The 19,813-nt window shown below is 61.9% G+C and carries 16 protein-coding genes; 3 read left to right on the forward strand and 13 right to left on the reverse strand.

The window, feature by feature from the left end; all coding sequences use genetic code 11:
- Nucleotides 1-122 precede the first annotated feature (122 nt).
- The 5 genes from ABE456_RS00325 to ABE456_RS00345 all read right to left on the reverse strand — a co-directional run bounded on the left by ABE456_RS00325 (nucleotide 123) and on the right by ABE456_RS00345 (nucleotide 6,642).
- Complete coding sequence (locus tag ABE456_RS00325; protein ID WP_346642378.1) at nucleotides 123-1,430, reverse strand: MFS transporter; 1,308 nt, start codon at nucleotides 1,428-1,430, stop codon at nucleotides 123-125.
- Between the two features lie 98 nt (nucleotides 1,431-1,528).
- Nucleotides 1,529-2,746, reverse strand: coding sequence for a fumarylacetoacetate hydrolase family protein (locus tag ABE456_RS00330; protein WP_346642184.1), 1,218 nt, complete (start codon nucleotides 2,744-2,746; stop codon nucleotides 1,529-1,531).
- Nucleotides 2,747-2,766: 20 nt separating this feature from the next.
- The gene (locus tag ABE456_RS00335; RefSeq protein WP_346642185.1) at nucleotides 2,767-3,825 is read right to left on the reverse strand and encodes an Ldh family oxidoreductase; all 1,059 of its coding nucleotides are present in this window, start codon (nucleotides 3,823-3,825) and stop codon (nucleotides 2,767-2,769) included.
- A 34-nt stretch (nucleotides 3,826-3,859) separates the two neighbouring features.
- Complete coding sequence (locus ABE456_RS00340; RefSeq protein ID WP_346642186.1) at nucleotides 3,860-5,401, reverse strand: altronate dehydratase family protein; 1,542 nt, start codon at nucleotides 5,399-5,401, stop codon at nucleotides 3,860-3,862.
- A gap of 293 nt (nucleotides 5,402-5,694) precedes the next feature.
- The gene (locus ABE456_RS00345; protein ID WP_346642187.1) at nucleotides 5,695-6,642 is read right to left on the reverse strand and encodes a LysR family transcriptional regulator; all 948 of its coding nucleotides are present in this window, start codon (nucleotides 6,640-6,642) and stop codon (nucleotides 5,695-5,697) included.
- 101 nt (nucleotides 6,643-6,743) lie between these two features.
- Between ABE456_RS00345 and ABE456_RS00350 the strand changes: the two genes are divergently transcribed.
- Nucleotides 6,744-8,057, forward strand: coding sequence for an L-fuconate dehydratase (locus ABE456_RS00350; RefSeq protein WP_346642188.1), 1,314 nt, complete (start codon nucleotides 6,744-6,746; stop codon nucleotides 8,055-8,057).
- A gap of 65 nt (nucleotides 8,058-8,122) precedes the next feature.
- Entirely contained in the window at nucleotides 8,123-9,433 is a 1,311-nt protein-coding gene (locus ABE456_RS00355) for an MFS transporter (RefSeq protein ID WP_346642189.1), read from the forward strand.
- Nucleotides 9,434-9,579: 146 nt separating this feature from the next.
- Here ABE456_RS00355 and ABE456_RS00360 read toward each other — a convergent pair whose 3' ends face one another.
- The 3 genes from ABE456_RS00360 to ABE456_RS00370 form a co-directional block, all read right to left on the reverse strand.
- Nucleotides 9,580-10,935: a GntR family transcriptional regulator gene (locus tag ABE456_RS00360; protein WP_346642190.1), complete on the reverse strand. Its 1,356-nt coding sequence runs from the start codon at nucleotides 10,933-10,935 to the stop codon at nucleotides 9,580-9,582.
- The gene (locus tag ABE456_RS00365) at nucleotides 10,935-12,320 is read right to left on the reverse strand and encodes a hypothetical protein (protein WP_346642191.1); all 1,386 of its coding nucleotides are present in this window, start codon (nucleotides 12,318-12,320) and stop codon (nucleotides 10,935-10,937) included. The genes ABE456_RS00360 and ABE456_RS00365 overlap by 1 nt, the downstream gene beginning before the upstream one ends.
- Before the next feature lie 509 nt (nucleotides 12,321-12,829).
- A complete protein-coding gene (locus ABE456_RS00370) occupies nucleotides 12,830-13,852 on the reverse strand; it encodes a zinc-dependent alcohol dehydrogenase family protein (protein ID WP_346642192.1) in 1,023 nt (340 codons plus the stop codon).
- 206 nt (nucleotides 13,853-14,058) lie between these two features.
- Here ABE456_RS00370 and ABE456_RS00375 point away from each other — a divergent pair, with 206 nt between their 5' ends.
- Nucleotides 14,059-14,973, forward strand: a complete 915-nt coding sequence (locus ABE456_RS00375; RefSeq protein WP_346642193.1) for a LysR family transcriptional regulator — start codon at nucleotides 14,059-14,061, stop codon at nucleotides 14,971-14,973.
- 208 nt (nucleotides 14,974-15,181) lie between these two features.
- Here ABE456_RS00375 and mhpD read toward each other — a convergent pair whose 3' ends face one another.
- The 5 genes from mhpD to ABE456_RS00400 all read right to left on the reverse strand — a co-directional run bounded on the left by mhpD (nucleotide 15,182) and on the right by ABE456_RS00400 (nucleotide 19,794).
- Nucleotides 15,182-15,958, reverse strand: coding sequence for a 2-keto-4-pentenoate hydratase (gene mhpD, locus ABE456_RS00380; protein ID WP_346642194.1), 777 nt, complete (start codon nucleotides 15,956-15,958; stop codon nucleotides 15,182-15,184).
- A gap of 198 nt (nucleotides 15,959-16,156) precedes the next feature.
- Nucleotides 16,157-16,798, reverse strand: coding sequence for a hypothetical protein (locus tag ABE456_RS00385; protein ID WP_346642195.1), 642 nt, complete (start codon nucleotides 16,796-16,798; stop codon nucleotides 16,157-16,159).
- 42 nt (nucleotides 16,799-16,840) lie between these two features.
- A complete protein-coding gene (gene dmpG, locus ABE456_RS00390) occupies nucleotides 16,841-17,869 on the reverse strand; it encodes a 4-hydroxy-2-oxovalerate aldolase (protein WP_346642196.1) in 1,029 nt (342 codons plus the stop codon).
- Entirely contained in the window at nucleotides 17,859-18,818 is a 960-nt protein-coding gene (locus ABE456_RS00395) for an acetaldehyde dehydrogenase (acetylating) (protein ID WP_346642197.1), read from the reverse strand. Before ABE456_RS00395 ends, dmpG begins: the two co-directional genes overlap by 11 nt.
- Nucleotides 18,819-18,945: 127 nt before the next feature.
- Nucleotides 18,946-19,794: an alpha/beta hydrolase gene (locus ABE456_RS00400; RefSeq protein ID WP_346642198.1), complete on the reverse strand. Its 849-nt coding sequence runs from the start codon at nucleotides 19,792-19,794 to the stop codon at nucleotides 18,946-18,948.
- Nucleotides 19,795-19,813 lie beyond the last annotated feature (19 nt).

Raw genomic sequence — 19,813 nt, forward strand, 5'->3', positions numbered from 1 at the left:
CTTCGCAGCCCAATCGCGACACAAGGCCGCTCCCACAGGTACTGCGCTGCTGCCAAACCCAGCGCGATACCTGTGGGAGCGGCCTTGTGTCGAGATTGGGGCGCAAAGCGCCCCCTCAGGACTCACATCTGTTCAGTCGCTGCCGCCATCTCCCCCGCTTTGACCTTGGCACTGCCAATCGGCGCCTGCAGCAGCAGGAAATACGCTACCGCCGAACACAGCGCCACCACCGCACTGATCATGAACGCCGTGGTAAACGACCCCGAGTACTGAATGCTGAAGCCGGTAGCGATCGGCGCCACGGAGCCGGCAATGTAGCCGCCGAAGTTCTGGATCGAACCGAACGAGGCCACCCGCTGGCTGTCGACGATGGTGTTGACGATCATCCAGGCGGTGGCACTGGCCATGTTGATACTGAACAGTGCCAGGCACAGCAGGATGATGCAGCCAGTCAGCCCGGTGACGAACGACAGCGGCAAGGTGAACAGCGCCGCCAGCACCAAACCGGTGATGACACTGAACTTGCGGCTGCCCAGCACGCTCAGGCCACGCTTGACCAGCCAGTCACAGAAGCGCCCGGCCACGATCGTGCCCGCCGCGCCAAAGCCATAGGCCAGCGACACCACCCAGGCAGTCTTGTACAGGTCCAGGCCGTGCTCACGCTCGAAATAGCCCGGCAGCCAGGTCAGGTGCAGCCAGAGCATGTAGATCACGCCCATGAAGCCCAGCACCGCACCCCAGGTACTGCGGTGCTTGAACAGGTCGAGCCAGCCGGCGAAGTACGAGGCCTTTGGCGCCTGTGCAGCAGCTGCCGGAGCCTGCTGCTCACTGGGCAGCGGCTTGCCTTCAGCCGCCAGTTCCGCCAGGTAGCGTGCCTTGCTCTTGTAAAACGTCAGCCAGCACACCGCCAGCACCACACCAATTGCCCCGGTGATGATGAACATGCCGCGCCAGCCGAAGTTGACCATGAACAGCGTCAGCAGCGGTGGCGCCAGGCACGGGCCGAGGCAGGTCGAGGACCAGACGACGCCGGTCGGGGTGCCGCGCTCGTTGGCATCGAACCACTCCGACAGGGCCTTGGCCGCCGACGGGAACATCGGCGCCTCGCCAATCCCCAGCAACACCCGCAGGCCCATGAAGCCGGCAAAGCTGCTGACCATGCCGAAGGCCGCCTGGGCTACCGACCAACCCAGCAGCGAAGCACCGAGGGCGATCTTGCTGCCGAGGCGGTCGATGATCATGCCCATCGGCAGCTGGGCGAAGGCATAGGCAATGGAAAACGCCGACAACAAGATGCCCATCTGTGACGGGCTGATCATCATGTCTTTCTGGATCGAGGTGTTGGCGATAGACAACGCACTACGGTCCAGGTAGTTGACGATGCCGATCAGCAGCAGGAACACAACGGTGACGCGTTGGTACTTCTTCATAGGGTTCATGTGATGACCTTTATTATTATTGTTGCCGCGCTGTCAGCGCCCTGGCGATCCCTCATTCATGCTGCGCCTTCCCTGGCGCAGCGCGCCGCTCAAAGCTGGCGCGCGGTGGTTGCAACTTGCAGCAGGCCACGGCGGCCGAGGCTGTCGATCAGCGAGCGCAGGCCAAACTCCCACTGCGGTGCCTGGTCGCTGGTGGTGACGCGGTTGCACAGGGTGCCCAGTTGCGGGTTGCTGATGCTCACCACGTCACCCGGTTTATGAGTGAAGCCATTGCCCGGTTGGTCGCGGTCCTGCTTGGGGGCGAACAGGGTACCGAGGAACAGCACCAGGCCATCAGGATACTGGTGGTTTTCGTTGAGGGTTTGCTGCACCAGGTCCTGCGGGTCGCGGCTGATCTGGCGCATGGAGCTGCGCCCGGCAAGGATGAAACCGTCTTCGCCTTCAACCCGCAAGTCCACCTCGGCATTGCGCACATCGTCCAGGCCGAAGCTTTCGTCGAACAGGCGCAACAGTGGGCCCAGTGCAGTGGAGGCATTGTTGTCCTTGGCCTTGGACAGCAGCAAGGCGCTGCGCCCTTCGAAGTCGCGCAGGTTGACGTCGTTGCCAAGCATGGCGCCTTTGATGCTGCCGTCGCTGGATACAGCCAGCACCACCTCCGGTTCCGGGTTGTTCCAGCTCGACTTGGGGTGGATGCCAATGGCAGCGCCGTGGCCGACCGCCGACAGTGGCTGGGCCTTGGTGAACACTTCGGCATCCGGACCAATGCCCACCTCCAGGTACTGCGACCACAGGCCTTGCTCCACCAGCACCTTGCGCAGTGCTTCGGCCTGGGCGGAACCCGGCACGATCTGCGACAGGTCAGCGCCGATGCGGCTGGCGAGGGTATCACGGATGGCATCGGCCTTGGCCGGGTCACCCTTGGCCTGCTCTTCCACCACGCGCTCCAGCAGGCTGGTGGCGAAGGTTACGCCAGCAGCCTTCACTGCCTGCAGGTCGATAGGCGCCAGCAGCCACGGTTGGTGCAGGTCGCGTTGGGCCGGGTCGCTGTTGCTCAGCAATGCTGGCAGACCGATCAGCGGCTGGGCCAGCGGCAAGGCGCGCAGGTAGGCCACCGGGTCGGCCACTTCCAGCAGGGCCGAGACGGTCGCCACGTGGGTGCTGATATCGTATACGGCACCGGCCTTCACCAACACCACCGCCGGCCCCTGGCCTGGCAGCCAGACCCGCCCTACCCAGCTGCCGCTGTCGAATACGCTGGCATCGAAGCTCAGCGGCAACGGTTGATTGGCGTTCGATCGATCAGTCATCTGTGTACCCTTACTGTGAATCATTGGGAAAGTGCCGGCAGTTGCAGCTGCACGGCCAAGCGGTCAAGGTCAGCCACCAGCTGGGGTGAAAGGCTCAGTCCCTGCTCCAGGGCTTGCCGGCGCAGCGCCAGGCCGGCTTGCCCGGGCAGGCGCACCGGGCGCTCGGGGTCCAGTGGGCGGCTGGCGAGTACCAGCCGGCCAAGGAAGCTGGTTTCGTTGGTAAACGCCTCCAGGCCACCGAAGAACCGCGGGTCGATAACCACGGCTGTGGCCGAGGCGCCCCACTGCTCTGGCTTGTCCTTGCGGCCATGGCCGGCCAGCCCCGAGGTCAGGGCCTCGACCAGCAACGCCAGGGCGAAGCCTTTGTGGCCAAAGGCCTGGCCGCCGAGGGGCAGGATGCTGCCTTGCGGGCTGCTGAAGAAGCCGCGCGGGTCGTCAGTCAGTTGCCCGTCATTGCTGACCAGCACCGGGTGCGGCAGCCGGCTGCCGGCATCGCGGCACTGGCCGACCAGGCCAAGGGTGACGGTGGACATGCTCACGTCCAGCAGGATCGGCTCACCCTGGGTTGGAATGCCCGCAGCAATCGGGTTGGGCGTGTAGACCGGGTCGATACCACCGTGGGCGCAAACCAGGCCCACCGAAGGGTCCGACGAGTACACCAGCGCCACCAGGCCCTGGTCGGTGTATGGCTTGAGGTAGGCTGCCAGGCAGCCGATATGCGAAGCGCGGCGCACCACGGCAATACCGATACCGTGTGCAGTCGCACCCTTTGCCGCGCAGTCCAGGGCGCGGCTGACGCAGTACGGGCCCAGCACGTAATGGCCATCGAACAGGCTGGAAATGCCACTGCCCGACACCTGTTCCAATGCCTGCGCACGGGCCTTGACCTGGCCATCGAGCATGCCGCCAATGTAGCGGCTGACCAGGTTCAGGCCATGGGTACGGTGGCCGAGCAGTTCGCCCTCGAGCAGCACTTGGGTCACTACCTGGGCGACTTCGGCATCGGCGCCGGCTTTTACGAACAATTGCTCGACGAAGGCGGTGAGCGCTTGCACGTTGTAATGTGTGGCTGGAGTCATTGCGGTTACCTCGAATAGGGGTGGGAGCGATTGATCAGGTCACGGCACCGATTTGCCAGGGCACGAATTCGTTCTGCCCGTAGCCGTGCTGTTCACTCTTGCTGCGCTCCCCAGAGGCAATGCGCAGCATCTGTTCGAAGATGAATGCACCCCGTTCCTCGATGCTGGTGGAACCATCAGCGATGCCACCGCAGTTCACATCCATGTCTTCTTCCTGGTGCTCGAACACCCGGTTGTTGGTCGCCAGCTTGATCGATGGCGCCGGGGCGCAACCGTAGGCCGAGCCACGGCCGGTGGTGAAGGCGATCAGGTTGGCCCCGCCCGCGACCTGCCCGGTAGCAGAGACCGGGTCGTAGCCGGGGGTGTCCATGAACACCAGGCCCTGGGCACGCACCGCCTCGGCATACTGGTAAACGTCGACCAGGTTGCTGGAGCCGGCCTTGGCCACTGCACCCAGGGACTTCTCCAGGATGGTGGTCAGGCCGCCAGCCTTGTTGCCGGCCGAGGGGTTGTTGTTCAGCTCGGCGTTCATGCGCTGGCAGTAGTCTTCCCACCAGCGGATGCGGGCGACCAGTTTTTCGCCCACCTCACGGCTGACTGCGCGACGGGTCAGCAGGTGCTCGGCACCATAGATTTCCGGGGTTTCGGACAGAATCGCAGTACCCCCAGCCGCCACCAGGCGGTCGACGGCATTGCCCAGTGCCGGGTTGGCGGTGATACCGGAATAGCCATCAGAACCGCCACATTGCAGGCCGACCACCAGGTGCCGCGCACTGACTGGTTGGCGCTGCACCTGATTGGCCTCGGCCAGCAGCGCCTTGACCTGTTCGATGCCGGCAGCGATGGTTTTGGAGGTGCCACCGAGCCCCTGGATGGTGAAGGTGCGCAGCTGGGCACTGGCCTGCAGGCCCTGGGTTTCCAGCAGGCTTTCGATCTGGTTGGTTTCGCAACCCAGGCCGATGATCAGCACAGCGGCGAAGTTGGGGTGCACGGCGTATCCGGACAGGGTGCGACGCAACAGGCCCAGGGCTTCACCGCTGGGGTCGACGGCACAGCCGGCACCGTGGGTCAGTGCCACCACGCCGTCAATGTTCGGGTAATCGGCCAGCGCCTCGGGGTGGATGTCGCGGCGAAAATGATCGGCCACAGCGCGGGCCACCGTCGCCGAGCAGTTCACCGAAGTGAGGATACCAATGTAGTTGCGGGTAGCCACCCGGCCATCGGCGCGCACGATGCCCTGGAACTGGGCTTCGCTGCCCGGCTGGCTGCGGGTGTCGACACCAAAGGCATAGTCACGGGCGAAATCACCCATCTGCACGTTGTGCACATGCACGTGGTCGCCGGCTTCGATGGCCTGCGACGCAAAACCGATGATCTGCCCGTAACGACGCAGCGGTTGCCCCTGCTCTACACGTTCAGTGGCAACCTTGTGGCCCGAGGGAATTGGCTGGCGCACGGTAATCGCCTCGGCGTCCAGGCGCAGGCCTTGCGGCAGGGCCTGGCGGGCGATCAGTACATTGTCTAGCGGGTTCAGGCGGATGACGGCAAGGTCACCGGATTTGGCTATCAGTTGCATGGGACCTCTCTGGGCGGTGCGGCTGACTTCTTGTTATGACGCTGCCCGTACATTGCCGGGCGAATCTGCGACCACTGTAAAAAGCCTTGCGCAACATTCCCAATGAGATGATCCGATCGAACGATAACCGCGCGTTATCGCAAGGTGGTAACAGGCCGTGCTTATCAATCGCCTTTGATGGCCACTGGGGCTGCTACGCAGCCCATCGCGACACAAGGCCGCACCTACAAGGGCCAGTGCTGGCTTGAAGAGATATGCCTGGCAACCATCGAACGCGGCAACATGAGGCAGAGTTACTGCGCACGCAGGTAATGCAGCAAAGTGTCCAGGGCAACCGAGTTGGGCCGTGAGCGCAGGGTCAGCACGCCCAGGTTGGCCATGGCCAACGGCAGCTCCACCTGCAGGATGGCGACCATGCCATAACGCGCGTAGTGCTCGGCCACGTCATTGGGCACCACCGCAATCATCTCGGAGGCTTCAAGCATGGCGGTGGTGGCCAGGATCGAGGCGGTTTCGACGATATCCAGCGACTGCACCATGCCGCCAGCCTGCAGCGCACTTTCAACGCGGCGGCGCATGGGGCTGCCAATGGGGTGCAGGATCCAGGTCAAGGCCACCAGATCGGCCAGTTGCAGCATGCTGGCCTCTGCCAACGGGTGCCCGGCGCGGGCAATCACCCGCATCTGCTCTCCGCCTTCGAACAGTTCAATGTTCAAGTCCTGGCTGTCGCTCTGGTCTGGCAGGCGCCCCACCACCATGTCGAAGTCGCCACGCAACAAAGCCGGCAGCAAGGTATCGCTGGTGCCGACTTCCAGCGAAATACGCACCTTGGGGTGGTCGCGCTTGTAGGCCAGTACCGCCTTGGTCAGCACACCGGGCACCGGGCCCATGACGCTGCCCACCCGCACCAGCCCCAGCGCCCCGCGCGCCAGCTCAGCGATCTGCGCCTGCGCGTGATCGAACTCATGCAGCGCGTTCTGCGCATAGCGGATCATCACTTCGCCATACAACGTCGCTTGCATGCCCCGTGGCAAGCGCTCGAACAGGCGCACGCCCAGGCGCTCCTCAAGCTGCTGCAGCAACAGGCTGGCCGCCGGTTGCGTGGTGTGCATCGCCGCAGCGGCGCGGCGCAGGTTGCCGAACTCGCCCAAGGCGTTGAGCAGCGTGATCTGGCGGCTGGAGATTTTCAGTGCGCCAAGGCTGGCAGGCGCCTGGGCGCTGTCGAGAGGCAAGCGAGACATATCGAATCCGATATCGCTGATTAAGAATTGGCGATTATGCCTGTATCGCTCGACAACCTACAGTCAGGTCTCCCAGTGCTTGAACAGAACAAGAGCCCACCATGAGCATACGTATTACCCACCTCAGCGTTCGCGACATCCGCTTCCCCACATCGCTGTCGCTGGATGGCTCCGACGCCATGAACAGCGCCCCCGACTATTCGGCAGCCTACGTGGTGCTGCACACTGATGCCGAGGCCCTTGAAGGCCACGGCCTGACCTTCACCATTGGCCGCGGCAACGAGATCTGCGCGGCGGCGGTGCAGTCGCTGGCGCCGCTGATCGTCGGCCTTACCCTTGAGGACATCACCGCCGACATGGGCGGTTTCTGGCACCGTTTCACCGTCAGCGACAGCCAGCTGCGCTGGCTAGGCCCGGAAAAGGGTGTGATCCACCTGGCCACCGCCGCCATCATCAACGCCGTATGGGACCTGTGGGCCAAGCACCAAGGCAAGCCAGTGTGGAAGCTGCTGGCCGACATGTCGCCCGAGCAGTTGGTGCGCTGCCTGGACTTCAGCTACGTCACCGACGTGCTCACCCCCGAAGAAGCCATCGCCCTGCTGCGCCGCCAGGCACCGGGCAAGGCCCAGCGCGAGGCGCAGATGCTGCGCGAAGGTTACCCAGGCTACACCACCGCGCCGGGCTGGCTGGGCTATAGCGAAGAAAAGATGCGCAAGCTGGCCCGCGAGGCTGTGGAGGACGGCTGGACTCACATCAAGCAGAAGATCGGCGCAAACCTTGATGAAGACATTCGCCGCGCCAGCATCCTGCGCGACGAAATCGGTTGGGAACGTACCCTGATGATGGACGCCAACCAGGTATGGGGCGTCGAGGAGTCGGTTGCCAACATGCGCCGCCTGGCCGCCTTCGCGCCACTGTGGATCGAAGAACCGACCAGCCCGGACGACATCCTCGGCCACGCCAGCATTCGCCAGCGCATCGCACCGATTGGCGTCGCCACCGGTGAGCATTGCCACAACCGGGTGATGTTCAAGCAGATGTTCCAGGCCGGCGCACTGGACTTCTGCCAGCTGGACGCGGCACGCCTGGGTGGTTTGAACGAGGTGCTGATCGTGCTGCTGATGGCGGCCAAGTACGACATACCGGTGTGCCCGCACGGCGGCGGCGTGGGGCTGTGCGAATATGTGCAGAACATCGCCCTGTTCGACTACATCGCGGTGTCTGCCTCGCTGCACAACCGGGTACTGGAATACGTCGACCACCTGCACGAGCACTTCATCGACCCGGTGGTGATCCGCCGCGGGCGCTACATGCCGCCACAGCGCCCGGGCTACAGCATTGAAATGCATGCCGAGACCCTGGAGCGCTACCAGTACCCCAATGGCGCGGTGTGGCTCGACATCAACCGTTCCTGAACCACAGACCTGTGGCGTACCGCCTTTGCGCGGCGCGCCACCAGTACTTTCACGGGGAAAAAACAATGACAATCCTCACCGGTACTGCAGGGGCCTGCGCCCCTGCCACCACCGAGCAGCGCCTGAATAGCCTGCTGCTGCGCAAATTGATGCCACTGCTCATCGTCGTCTACGTGATGAGCTTCCTCGACCGCACCAACATCGCCTTGGCCAAGGCCAGCATGGGCATCGACCTGGGCCTGTCGGCGGCGGCCTATGGCCTGGGCGCCGGCCTGTTCTTCCTCACCTATGCCCTGGCCGAAGTGCCCAGCAACCTGATCATGCACCGGGTGGGCGCGCGCTTCTGGATCACCCGCATCATGATCACCTGGGGCCTGCTCTCGGCTGGCATGGCCTTCGTCCAGGGCGAAACCTCGTTCTACGTCATGCGCCTGTTGCTTGGGGTGGCCGAGGCCGGGCTGTTCCCCGGTGTGATGCTGTACCTGACTTACTGGTTCGACCGCGAACAACGCGCCCGCGCCACCGGTTATTTCCTGCTGGGTGTGTGCCTGGCCAATATCCTCAGCGGCCCGCTGGGAGGCGCCCTGCTGGAGATGGACGGTGTGCTGGGCTGGCATGGCTGGCAATGGCTGTTCGTACTCGAAGGCCTGCCCGCCGTGGCCCTGGCCTATGTAGTGTGGAAGAAGCTGCCTGATGGCCCAGGTTCGGCGCCTTGGCTATCGGCCGTCGACGCCCAGGACATCGTACGCCGGCTGAACGCCGAGCGCGCTGGCGCACCGCAACAAAGCAAGCTGGGGCAGATGTTCCGCGACCGGCAGATCTGGCTGGCGATCGTGGTGTACTTCGTGCACCAGATCACCATCTACACAGTGATTTTCTTCCTGCCGGGCATCATCGGCACCTATGGCGCACTAACGCCTTTCCAGGTCGGCCTGTTGACCGCCGTGCCATGGATTGCCGCCGCCATCGGCGCCGCCACCTTCCCACGTCTGGCCACCTCGCCACGCCGTTGCCGCACCCTGCTGTTCTTCGGCCTGCTGACCATGGCAGCCGGCTTGCTGCTGGCGTCGCTGGCCAACTCGTTCATTGGCCTGCTCGGGTTCTCGCTGACCGCCCTGATGCTGTTTGTGGTGCAGTCGATCATTTTCGTCTTCCCCTCCAGCCGCCTGAGCGGCAGCGCCTTGGCGGCCGGGCTGGCCTTCGTCACCACCTGCGGCCTGTTGGGCGGCTTCGTCGGGCCGTCGGTGATGGGCCTGATCGAGCAGACTACCGGCAGCACCCGCAATGGCTTGTGGATCATTGCCGCGTTGCTGGTGTTGGCAGCGCTGGTCAGTACCCGCTTGCGCCAAGGGCAGGAACAACCACATCGCGGCTAATGGGCGTTGTCCTGCCCGACCGCATATGCAGTACCTGTGAGCGGCCTTGTGTCGCGATGGGCTGCAAGGCAGCCCCAGGGTTTCAGCGCAAATGCTCAAATTGCTGGGGATGCCGGTGATGGGCTGCAATGCAGCCCTTCTGCCACTCAACGGGTAAGCCTGGCGGGCCGCCCGCAGCGCGGGTCCAGCACCCGGGCCAGGCGCTCTACCGCCTGCTGCAGATCTGTAGCCTGCTCCCCTACCCAGGTTAATGCCAGGTACTGCTGATACCGCCCCTGCAAGCTGAACTGCACGCCCGGCATTGCCTGCAATGCTGAACCTGCAATTGCTGAGGCAATGTCATCCCACGGCAGTGACTGGCGAAAGTGCACCCACAGCACTCGCCCACCGTGGGGCATTTCCAGCGCTACCAGGTTGCCGAACTGCAACTCCAATGCACGCGCCAGGCATTGCATGTGCCTTTGCAGGTCGGATCGCAGCCGCTCCTGCTGCATCTCGATCTCACCTTTGCCCAGCATGTGGGCAAGCGCTTGCAGGCGCAGCGGTGCAAGCCGAAACGCACGCTCGGCGAACGCCTCGCCCAGTACTGCATCGTGCCCCAGCACATAGGCGTAGGGCGCCTCGGCCCCCACTGCCGCCTCGAACGCCCCCATCACCAACAGCCTGCGAGGGTCAACCCAGTCGCGCAGGCGCGTACTCGGCGGCCCGCTGTAACAATGCTCACTGTCCAGATCGTTTTCCAGCAGCCATACCGCGTGCTGGCCAAGCAATTGGCCAAGCTGCTGCTGGTAATGCGGCGATACCAGTCGCCCCTGCGGCATGCCAAGGCATGACGGCATGACCAGCATGCACACCGGTTCACTGCCTAGCAGCCGGGCCAAGGTGCTCAGGTCCGGGTTGCCGCAGGTATCCGCTGGCACTTCCAGCACACGCATGCCGGCACGCGCCAGGGCGCGCAGCACTTGCCAGCAACAGGGCGAGTGCACCAGCACGGTCCCCCCTTGCAAGGCCAGCGCTGCAAGTACTGTTTCGAGTAAAGACTGCACATCAGGGGCAAGCTGAACATCTTCGGCACACCAGTAGCGGCTTGAGCAGCGGGTATAACGCTCAGCCACGGCGTGGCGCAGACGGGCGCTGCCGTGCTCTTGCCAAGGGGCAATGTTGTGCACGCGCTGGCGTGCCAGGCGCCGCTCGTGGGTAAACAGCGCCCGCTCCAACAATGGCGGCGCTGGCAAAGCTGCCTGCCCCGCCACGGGCGCAGCCCCGCCTTTTGCATCGTGCTGTACGTAGTAGCCAGACCTCGGCAGGCAGTGTACGCGCCCCTCCTCCTCCAGCAGGCTGTAGGCGCTCTGCACCGTGGCCAATGACACCTGCAGCCGCCGGGACAACGTGCGCAGCGACGGTAAACGGCATGGGCCACCGTTTGACGCTTGGTCGATCAAGGCTTCCAGGTAGCGATACACCTTTCGATAGGCGAACTCGCCGGGGATCGATCGCGCCATCAGGGCCGCCCCGTAAAACCACGCCGCTGCCCCGACGGCCGACGTGGCAGCAGCCTCAGGTGTACATCGCGACGGGCCAGGTTGCTGAGCACGCGCCAGGCGGACAGCGGCAAGCGCCCCTCATAAATCGCACGCAGTTGCCCCAGTGTCAGGCCGCTGGTGTTCACCAGCCAATCTTTCACTGCATCAGGGCAGGGTTTGCCTTGCAAGGCCCGATGCAGATAAGGCAACGCCACCAGCATGTCGGCGTGCCGGCACTGCAGAAAACGTTCAAGGTTTTTGCCCTGCCTGGCGAACGGGCCGAACATCAGGCATACCAGCTGGGCCTGGTTGATGCCGTAGGCTTTGCCGAGTTGTATCTGTTGCACATCGCGCTGGTTGTTGCCCCCCGCCTGGTCCGCCAGCCGTAACGCTGGGCGACTGGCCTGCGGCTCAAGGCAGCGTGCGCGCAGGTCATGCAATTGTGCCAAGGCCAGCGGATCGACAAATGCCGCCAATGGCCAGGCATCCTCGGCACACTCGAACCGATTACCTAGCATCAGGTCAAGCTGCTGCTCTTCGAGCAGGTGCGGCAGCAAGTCATCAATGGCCATCACCCGCAATGGCGCACTCTCTGCCGCCACGCTGGCCAGATGTTGCGCATAGGCGCCCAGCGGGCCCCCAACAGCGCCGTGCAGCCGGCTCAGCCCGTGGGCCAGTGCCGCCAGGCACTGATGCGGCACATGCTGGCCACGCCCCCCTGCCAGGCGTAGGCTACGCCGAGCCCAGACCAGGTAGCGGCGCCTCTGGCGCACGGGCATGTCGGTGATCAACAGGTCTGCAGGTGCCTGTGCCCGCAGTGCAAAACCCACGGCATCTGCCAGCTCCAGATGCAAGCGACTGCCCAGCAAGGCTTCGGGCCTGACATCGACCAGGTGGCCGAACATCAACATGGCATCCCTCGCCAGCAACCAGCGTTCGGGGGCTACCGAGGGCCGGCTGCTGAAAGGTACCACTTCGCGCCCCTCGATCATTTGCAGTTGCACCCGCGGATCGTCCTGCATGAACAAGGCATTGAAGCTGCGCTCATGCCCCTCCAGCGTGGCGCTACTCACGGCGGGCAGGCTGACTACCAGCACCCGTAACTGAAAAGTTACCGGCGCGCGCAGGGCGATGCTCAGTTGTGCGGCGCGCAGCATGGCCAGCAGCCGGGTACTGCGGCGATCGTTGCCTTGCAGGACCATCACGCGGAATGTACCGATGTACTCGGGCCCACCTGCGGCAACCAGCAGCCGTTGGATCAGTAACTGCAATGAAGCACGCTGCGCCTGAGACATGTGGCCAAGCAAGCGTTCTAGCACTTGCTGGTAGATATAGTGCATTGCCTGATCGTGAATAGCAGTCACGAAATCACCTCATCAACTTCTTGCAGCCAACGCACGCCGAGCAAAAACCTGAGCGCTAACATGCACTGCACTTATCCAGAACAAATTTGCTACAACCAACTAGAAGTAATGACGTAACCGGTCACTGTCGCCAGGCCATGGAAAAAAACGCACCACTGCGGCGTTCCGCCTTGCACAGCCCTGGCTTTGGCATTGCCGTACTCATCCCGCGCTCCTTGCGCAAACTATCACTGGGCCATTATCGAGGGATATAAAGTGAATAGTAGATACAGATCAGGGTAAAAAAGCCATTCAGCAAAGACGAGAGTTCACATTGAATTTCAGGTCAGAATAGTTCAAGCGGAAATTGTTGGCTGCATATTTCAACAGCGCTTGATTGCATCCAATTAGATGTAGTCCGATTCTGATTTTATTGTAGGAACGTTCTTACTTTTTATATTTCCATGGCGCCCTATCAAGCACAAAAAACCCGGGACTTGGCCCGGGTTCTTCAGTAACACATACAGCTGTCAGTGTTGCGCCATGTCCAACACCACACGCCCGCCGCACGGGCATTGGTCCATGTAGCGATGCGCCTCCACCACCTGCTCGAACGGGTACACCTTGATGATCTGCGGTGTCAGCAACTGGTCGGCAGTAAACTGGTTGATGTCGCGCAGGGCGCGCTGCAGCGCCACCTGGTCCTGGCTTATGCCCAGCTCCGGCTTGCCGGTGAAATTACCGATGCAATGCACGTAGAACTGGATGTTCTTCTGGAACGCCGCGCAAGCCGGAAACGGCGTCTGGTTGCCGCCTTGCAAGCCATACAGCACCAGGCTGCCACGCGGTGCCAGCACATCACCCAGCAGCGACATCTGCGGCCCGCCCATACCATCGAGGACCATGTCCACGCCGCGGCCATTGGTGTATTTGCCAACCTGCAGCAGCAGGTCCTGCTCTTCGGTGACAATCACCTTGTCGGCGCCCAGGCTCAACAAGTACTCACGCTGTTCCGCATCCTTGGTAACGGCGAACACCTTCAGCCCCAGGGCCTTGCCCAGTTGCACAAAGGCAGGGCCGGCGCAATGGCTGGCATCGGTAACCAGCGCGGTTTGCCCGGCCTTGGCCCGGGCCAGGTCGACGTAGGCGAAATAGGCGATCAGCAGCGGCGTGTAGTGCACGCTGGCCTCGATCGGGGTGAGCACAGCCGGGTAACGGGTAATGGCCGTGCGCGGCAGCACGATCACATCGCCATATACCGGGTGATCATTGGCACTGGTGGCCGGGAAGCTGGCAACCCGGTCGCCCACCGCAATGTCCTCGACCCCTTCGCCGACCGCCATGACCACCCCAGCCATCTCGTGGCCGATCCCCGCCGGCAGGTGTGCCTGGGACGGTGCCAGGTTCTGGCGCCAGAGCACGTCATACCAGCTGACGCCAACCGCCTCGACGCGGATCTGTACCTCGTCGGCAGCGGGTGACGGTTCGGCCTGCTCCTCGCAACGGAGCACATCGGCAGCGCCGAACTTATGGAAACGGATCATGCGGGACATCGCATACCTCGCCTTTGTGAACCTCTAATTACCACTGACTTTATCCGGGCTTTGCCAGTTAGACCATCAGTGGTCATTAATAGTCGACATGCTTGTCATCGATTGGGCACCTGACTTTCCCTGCGATTGGTCCCCCTAAACCCGTGCAGGGTAACAGCCTTTGGCCTTAAGATTCACCCCTGCCCCACTTTAGGCGAAGCGCACCGATGAATCGAAACGACCTGCGTCGCGTAGACCTCAACCTGCTGATCGTATTCGAAACGCTGATGCACGAGCGCAGCGTGACCCGTGCCGCGGAAAAACTGTTCCTCGGCCAGCCGGCCATCAGCGCGGCGCTGTCGCGCCTGCGCAACCTGTTTGACGACCCGCTGTTCGTGCGTACCGGCCGCAGCATGGAGCCCTCGGCGCGGGCTCATGAAATCTTCGCCCTGCTGTCCCCGGCACTGGACTCGATTTCCACCGCGGTCAGCCGCGCTGCCGAATTCGACCCGGCCACCAGCAATGCCGTGTTCCGCATTGGCCTGTCGGATGACGCCGAATTCGCCCTGCTGCCTCAGCTACTCAAGCGTATCCGCGCCGAAGCACCGGGTATCGTGCTGGTGGTTCGCCGGGTCAACTACCTGTTGATGCCGACCCTGCTGGCCTCGGGAGAAATTTCGGTGGGTGTCAGCTACACCAGCGAACTGCCGGCCAATGCCAAGCGCAAGGTGCTGCGCCGCAGCATGCCGAAACTGCTGCGGGCCGATAGCGTGCCCGGCAGCATCACCCTGGACGACTTCTGCGCGCGGCCGCACGCGCTGGTGTCGTTTGCCGGTGACCTGGCTGGGTTCATCGACGAAGCGCTGGAAGAAATTGGCCGCAAGCGCCATGTGGTGTTGGCGGTGCCGCAGTTCAACGGGTTGGGGAGCTTGCTGGCAGGCACCGATATTGTCGCTACCGTACCGGATTACACGGCCGATGCGCTGACTGCAGCCGGTGGCTTGCGGGCCGAGGACCTGCCGATACCCGTGCGCAGTTTCGAGTTGCACATGGCCTGGCGCGGGGCGCAGGACAACGACCCGGCGGAGCGGTGGTTGCGGTCGCGGATACAGATGTTTTTTGGAGATCCGGATAGCCTTTGAGCGAGCTCCACCGATATCCAGAAAAACCCGTAAATACAGTCACATAGAAAGCAATAATTAATCCGTCCCGATGCATCGAATTCCACCCCGTTCTGACGTGTCTGGGGGTAAGTGGGCCGCCTGACGGCCCGCTCAGAACACCAGGATGTTCCTGCCAAAAACGGCGCCCTGTCATGCTACGCCCCGTTTCGACAGCGCTTCATGTGTATCAAATGAAGTGTGTCGAAACTCGGCCGACGCCATTGATCTCCGCAATGAAACTGTCTCCACGGTTGACCGGGACCATCGGACCGAGCGCGCCACTGAGGACGACATCGCCCGCCTTTAGAGGCGTCCCTGCCTTGGCCATGACCCGGGCAAGCCAGACGACTGCATTCAGCGGGTGCCCCAGGCACTCGCTCCCCGAGCCGGTGGACACCGTTTCGCCGTTGCGTGTCAGACTCATCCTGCAGTCGAGCAGATCCAGGTTGCCAAGCTGTCTGACCGGGCCACCCAGCACGAAGCAGCCACAAGAAGCATTGTCAGCCACGGTATCGGTAAACCGAATATTCCAGTGTTCGATACGACTGTCGACAACTTCCAGCGCCGGTATTACCCAGCGGATCGCCTCGAATACGTCGCTGTGAGTGGTATCAGCATGCGGAAGGTCGCGCCCAAGTTGAAAGGCAATCTCCGCCTCAATTTTAGGTTGGATGAAACGTGCGTGGTCTAAATGCCCGTTGTCCCCGTAACACATATCGGCGAACAGCGTACCGAAATCAGGGCGATCGACTCCCAGTTGTCGCTGGACACTGGGATTGGTCAAACCAATCTTGCGTCCGATGATACGCCGACCAGCGGCAACGCCCTTTTCGACGTTGATTTGTTGAATACGGTACGCGGCCTCGCTGTCCCCATCGCTCAGTTGACTACGAATCGGAGCGATTGGCCGACCGCTTTCTTGAGCTCGTATTAGGCTTTCGGCCAAGTCATTCAGGTCTGTCATTTCTTTGTACCTTGTCGTTTATTGATGGGCCTGCAAACAAACCCTGGGCGCGCCAACTTGATTGCGACTTTTCCGAAAGTCAGCAGCGCACCGGGAGTTTGTCAGAGGCCCCTCCTTGCAAATAGAAGTCGTTTTTGGAGCGTTAGTGATGGCGAATTATGTACGGGACGTGCTCAAGGCATCCGGCATCGAGGACGATCAGAATATCCAGGCGATACCGACCATCGGGCCGGTGAGCGTCATATCCGGCTCATCGTCCAGGTCCTGTTCAAAACGACGGTAGGACACCATCGCTCCCAGATTTGGAGTGAGCATGGTTTTCAGGCCAACTCGAACTTCCTTGGCATTACTGTGCTTCAACTGAAAGGCACCGAGGTCGCCAAAGACAACGAGCGGGAACTTATCGGCAAGCAAAGTCACCATATAATCTCCGCCGGCATGAACACCTATGCCGAAGTCGCTGCCATCGGCAGGTAGGCTTTGAAACTTCAACTTCTGGCTGAAGCGCTCAACGCCAATGAAAGCCTGCCCTCGCTGAAAGCGCTTGCGCGCCCCAACGCCCAAGCGCAGCTCTTCGGCCTCCACTCTCTCTTTGACTCCAGGAGCAAGTTTCAGGTCGAAGCTGGGCTCCTCATACTGGAAATAACCGTACAGCCAGCCCTTTCCCAATTCTCCGACCAAGCCTCGCGCATGACCTTCTCCATTGGGTGCGGCACCTTTATTGTTTACATTCGCATCAGTGTAATAAGCACCCAGCATGCCAGTTATCGGCGCTTGTTCGTCGGCAGCTGCCTGCCCCAAAAGTCCCACCAGCAAGAAAATAGAAAGAAATTTTGTCATTGTTATGCCTTTCTTTTTTAAGTTGTGTGTGTGTGCGATGCTTTATTGCTGGTGCCTGGCCAGCAGATCCAGTGCCACGTCGACGATCATGTCTTCTTGACCGCCGACCATGCGCCGCTTGCCCAGTTCGACGAGGATATCGAGTGTCTTGAGGCCGTATTTGGCCGCCGCCACTTCGGCGTGGCGCAGGAAGCTCGAATAGACCCCGGCATAACCCAGCGCCAATGTTTCGCGGTCGACCCGTACCGGGCGATCCTGCAGGGGGCGGACCAGATCGTCAGCCGCGTCCAACAAGCAATACAGGTCAGTGCCGTGGTTCCACCCCATGCGCTCGGCAGCGGCAATGAACACTTCCAGCGGCGCATTACCGGCACCGGCCCCCATACCTGCGAGGCTTGCATCGACGCGATCGCAGCCCTCTTCCACCGCCACGATGGAGTTGGCCACGCCCAGGCTCAGGTTGTGGTGGGCGTGCATGCCGGTCTGCGTACGCGGGTCAAGTACCGCCTTGAAGGCACGCATGCGGTCACGGATGTCGGTCATGTTCATCGCACCACCGGAATCGGCCATGTAGATGCACTGCGCACCGTAGCTCTCCATCAGCTTGCCCTGGGCCGCCAACTGCTCGGCCGGGATCATGTGGCTCATCATCAGAAAGCCCACCGTGTCCATACCCAGTTCGCGGGCATATTCGATGTGCTGTTTCGATACGTCCGCCTCGGTGCAGTGCGTCGCTACCCGTACCGAGCGGGCACCCGCGTCATAGGCCTGTTTGAGGTCGTGGACGGTGCCGATACCTGGTATCAGCAATACGGTGATACGGGCGTGTTCGATTACATCTGCAGCAGCTTCGATCCATTGCAGATCGCTGTGGGCGCCAAAGCCGTAGTTGAAGCTGGAACCCTGCAGGCCGTCACCATGGGTCACTTCGATGGCATCCACTCGCGCCTTGTCCAGAGCGCGGGCGATGTCCTGCACGTTCTGGATCGAATACTGGTGGCGAATCGCGTGGCTGCCGTCACGCAGGGTGACGTCGGAAATATAGAGCTTTTTGCTAGGATCAAAGGTCATGATCAGTTCCTCTGCCGTTGATCATCGACAGCGCCATGCGCTCGGCGGTGGCCAGCGCTGCCGAGGTCATGATGTCGAGGTTGCCGGCGTAGGCTGGCAGGTAATGGGCGGCACCTTCGACTTCGAGGAACACCGAAGTCTTCAGTCCCGAGAATTGGCCATGCCCGGGGATGTTCAGCGGTGCGTTTTCCGGGATCACGTCAAACTGCACCTTCTGTTTCAAGCGATAGCCCGGCACGTAGGCGTGCACCGCAGCCGCCATTTCTTCTATGGACGCTTCTACCTCGGCCTGATCGACCATTTCGGACAGCACAAACACGGTGTCGCGCATCATCAGCGGCGGCTCGGCTGGATTCATGATGATGATCGCCTTGCCTCTGGCCGCCCCGCCGATCACTTCGATGGCCTTGGAGGTGGTCTCGGTAAACTCATCGATATTGGCTCGGGTGCCTGGGCCCGCCGACCTACTGGCGATCGACGCAATGATTTCGGCGTAATGCACCTTGGCCACGCGGGATACGGCGGCCACCATCGGGATGGTCGCCTGGCCACCGCAGGTCACCATGTTGACGTTCCTCTGATAAAGGTTCTGCTCCAGATTGACCACCGGTACGCAGTAGGGACCGATGGCGGCTGGGGTCAGGTCAATCAGGCGGATGCCCGGTTTGATCGAACGCAAAAAAGCATCGTTCTTGACATGGGCGCCGGCACTGGTGGCATCGAACACGAAATCGATGTCGGCAAATTCCGCCATACAGGCCAGGCCTTCTACGCCTTCGTGGGTCGTGGCCACGCCCATGCGTGCGGCCCTTGCCAAACCATCGGATGCCGGGTCGATACCGACCATCACCGACATTTGAAGGTGCTGTGAATTGCGCATGACCTTGATCATCAGGTCGGTGCCGATATTGCCGGACCCGATGATGGCGACGTTGAGTTTCTTATTCATCGTTTATCTCTCTTGATCGAGAAACGCTCGCGGCGCTTGTGAGTGCCCCGCTTGATCAGGGACGCCAAGTCCCGGTAATACCCCGGTGTTTTCCGGGGCCTTACCGCCACTTGCAGGGATTCGAGCGTCAGTGCCCCTTGATAAAGGTGGTTACGAGATCGTTGAACTCCTCTGCATGCTCGATCATTGCCCAGTGCCCGCATTGATTGAGCAGTACCAAACGGGAATTGGGGACATGGGCAGTGAGCAGCAGAGAGGTTTCGTAGGAGACCACACGGTCGTCACGACCGTGGATGAACAGCGAGGGAACTTTGATGTCACGCAGTTTGCTCAGGTCTACCCACTTGGGCAGAGGTGCCCCCTTGGGAAGTCCTTCGACGTAATTTCGCAGGTGTTCCGGGCGTGCGAGGGCAGCATCGGAACGCGCTTTACACAGTTCTGGCGTGGCAAAGCGGGCCTTGTCGAAGCACATGATTTCAACAAGCGATTTCATATTTTCCGGGCTGGGCTCTCGGTAGGCATTGATCAGCACCTTGAGTCCTTCCGAGGGACCGTCGCCAGCCCCGAACAGCGTTGGCAGCTTGCCCACGGGAGGCCCCATGGTGACCAGATGGCTGATCCGCTCCGGGTGCTCGGTTGCCAACCTTAGCGAGGTCTGGCCACCCATAGAGTTGCCGACGAAGGCAGCTTTTTCGATACCGACTGCGTCCATGAATTGAATGGCGGCACTGACGTGGTCGAGCTGATCGACCGTCGCCGCATCTGATTCGCCCCAACCGGGCATGTCGACGGCATAGACGTGGAAATGCTCGGCCAGCGCACCGATATTGCCCGAGAAGTTACTCCAGCCGGTGGCTCCAGGGCCGCTGCCATGCAGCAGGATGACTGGGTGCCCTGATCCCAGTTCGTAGTAGCGCAGGTTCCAGTCCCGGGTCCGAATGCTGCGCGCGAGATCTTGCTGAGTGAAGGTGGACATGATGGAAATCCTTATAGAT

Source organism: Pseudomonas sp. TWI929 (assembly GCF_039673335.1).
GTDB lineage: Bacteria > Pseudomonadota > Gammaproteobacteria > Pseudomonadales > Pseudomonadaceae > Aquipseudomonas.

What these genes read in the sequence shown, in the direction of transcription:
- ABE456_RS00340 (WP_346642186.1), bottom strand. Translation starts at nt 5,401, where the DNA reads ATGCAACTGATAGCCAAATCCGGTGACCTTGCCGTCATCCGCCTGAAC.
- ABE456_RS00325 (WP_346642378.1), bottom strand. Translation starts at nt 1,430, where the DNA reads ATGAAGAAGTACCAACGCGTCACCGTTGTGTTCCTGCTGCTGATCGGC.
- ABE456_RS00330 (WP_346642184.1), bottom strand. Translation starts at nt 2,746, where the DNA reads ATGACTGATCGATCGAACGCCAATCAACCGTTGCCGCTGAGCTTCGAT.
- ABE456_RS00370 (WP_346642192.1), bottom strand. Translation starts at nt 13,852, where the DNA reads ATGTCCCGCATGATCCGTTTCCATAAGTTCGGCGCTGCCGATGTGCTC.
- ABE456_RS00375 (WP_346642193.1), top strand. Translation starts at nt 14,059, where the DNA reads ATGAATCGAAACGACCTGCGTCGCGTAGACCTCAACCTGCTGATCGTA.
- ABE456_RS00355 (WP_346642189.1), top strand. Translation starts at nt 8,123, where the DNA reads ATGACAATCCTCACCGGTACTGCAGGGGCCTGCGCCCCTGCCACCACC.
- ABE456_RS00335 (WP_346642185.1), bottom strand. Translation starts at nt 3,825, where the DNA reads ATGACTCCAGCCACACATTACAACGTGCAAGCGCTCACCGCCTTCGTC.
- ABE456_RS00360 (WP_346642190.1), bottom strand. Translation starts at nt 10,935, where the DNA reads ATGGCGCGATCGATCCCCGGCGAGTTCGCCTATCGAAAGGTGTATCGC.
- mhpD (WP_346642194.1), bottom strand. Translation starts at nt 15,958, where the DNA reads ATGACAGACCTGAATGACTTGGCCGAAAGCCTAATACGAGCTCAAGAA.
- dmpG (WP_346642196.1), bottom strand. Translation starts at nt 17,869, where the DNA reads ATGACCTTTGATCCTAGCAAAAAGCTCTATATTTCCGACGTCACCCTG.
- ABE456_RS00345 (WP_346642187.1), bottom strand. Translation starts at nt 6,642, where the DNA reads ATGTCTCGCTTGCCTCTCGACAGCGCCCAGGCGCCTGCCAGCCTTGGC.
- ABE456_RS00395 (WP_346642197.1), bottom strand. Translation starts at nt 18,818, where the DNA reads ATGAATAAGAAACTCAACGTCGCCATCATCGGGTCCGGCAATATCGGC.
- ABE456_RS00350 (WP_346642188.1), top strand. Translation starts at nt 6,744, where the DNA reads ATGAGCATACGTATTACCCACCTCAGCGTTCGCGACATCCGCTTCCCC.
- ABE456_RS00400 (WP_346642198.1), bottom strand. Translation starts at nt 19,794, where the DNA reads ATGTCCACCTTCACTCAGCAAGATCTCGCGCGCAGCATTCGGACCCGG.
- ABE456_RS00385 (WP_346642195.1), bottom strand. Translation starts at nt 16,798, where the DNA reads ATGACAAAATTTCTTTCTATTTTCTTGCTGGTGGGACTTTTGGGGCAG.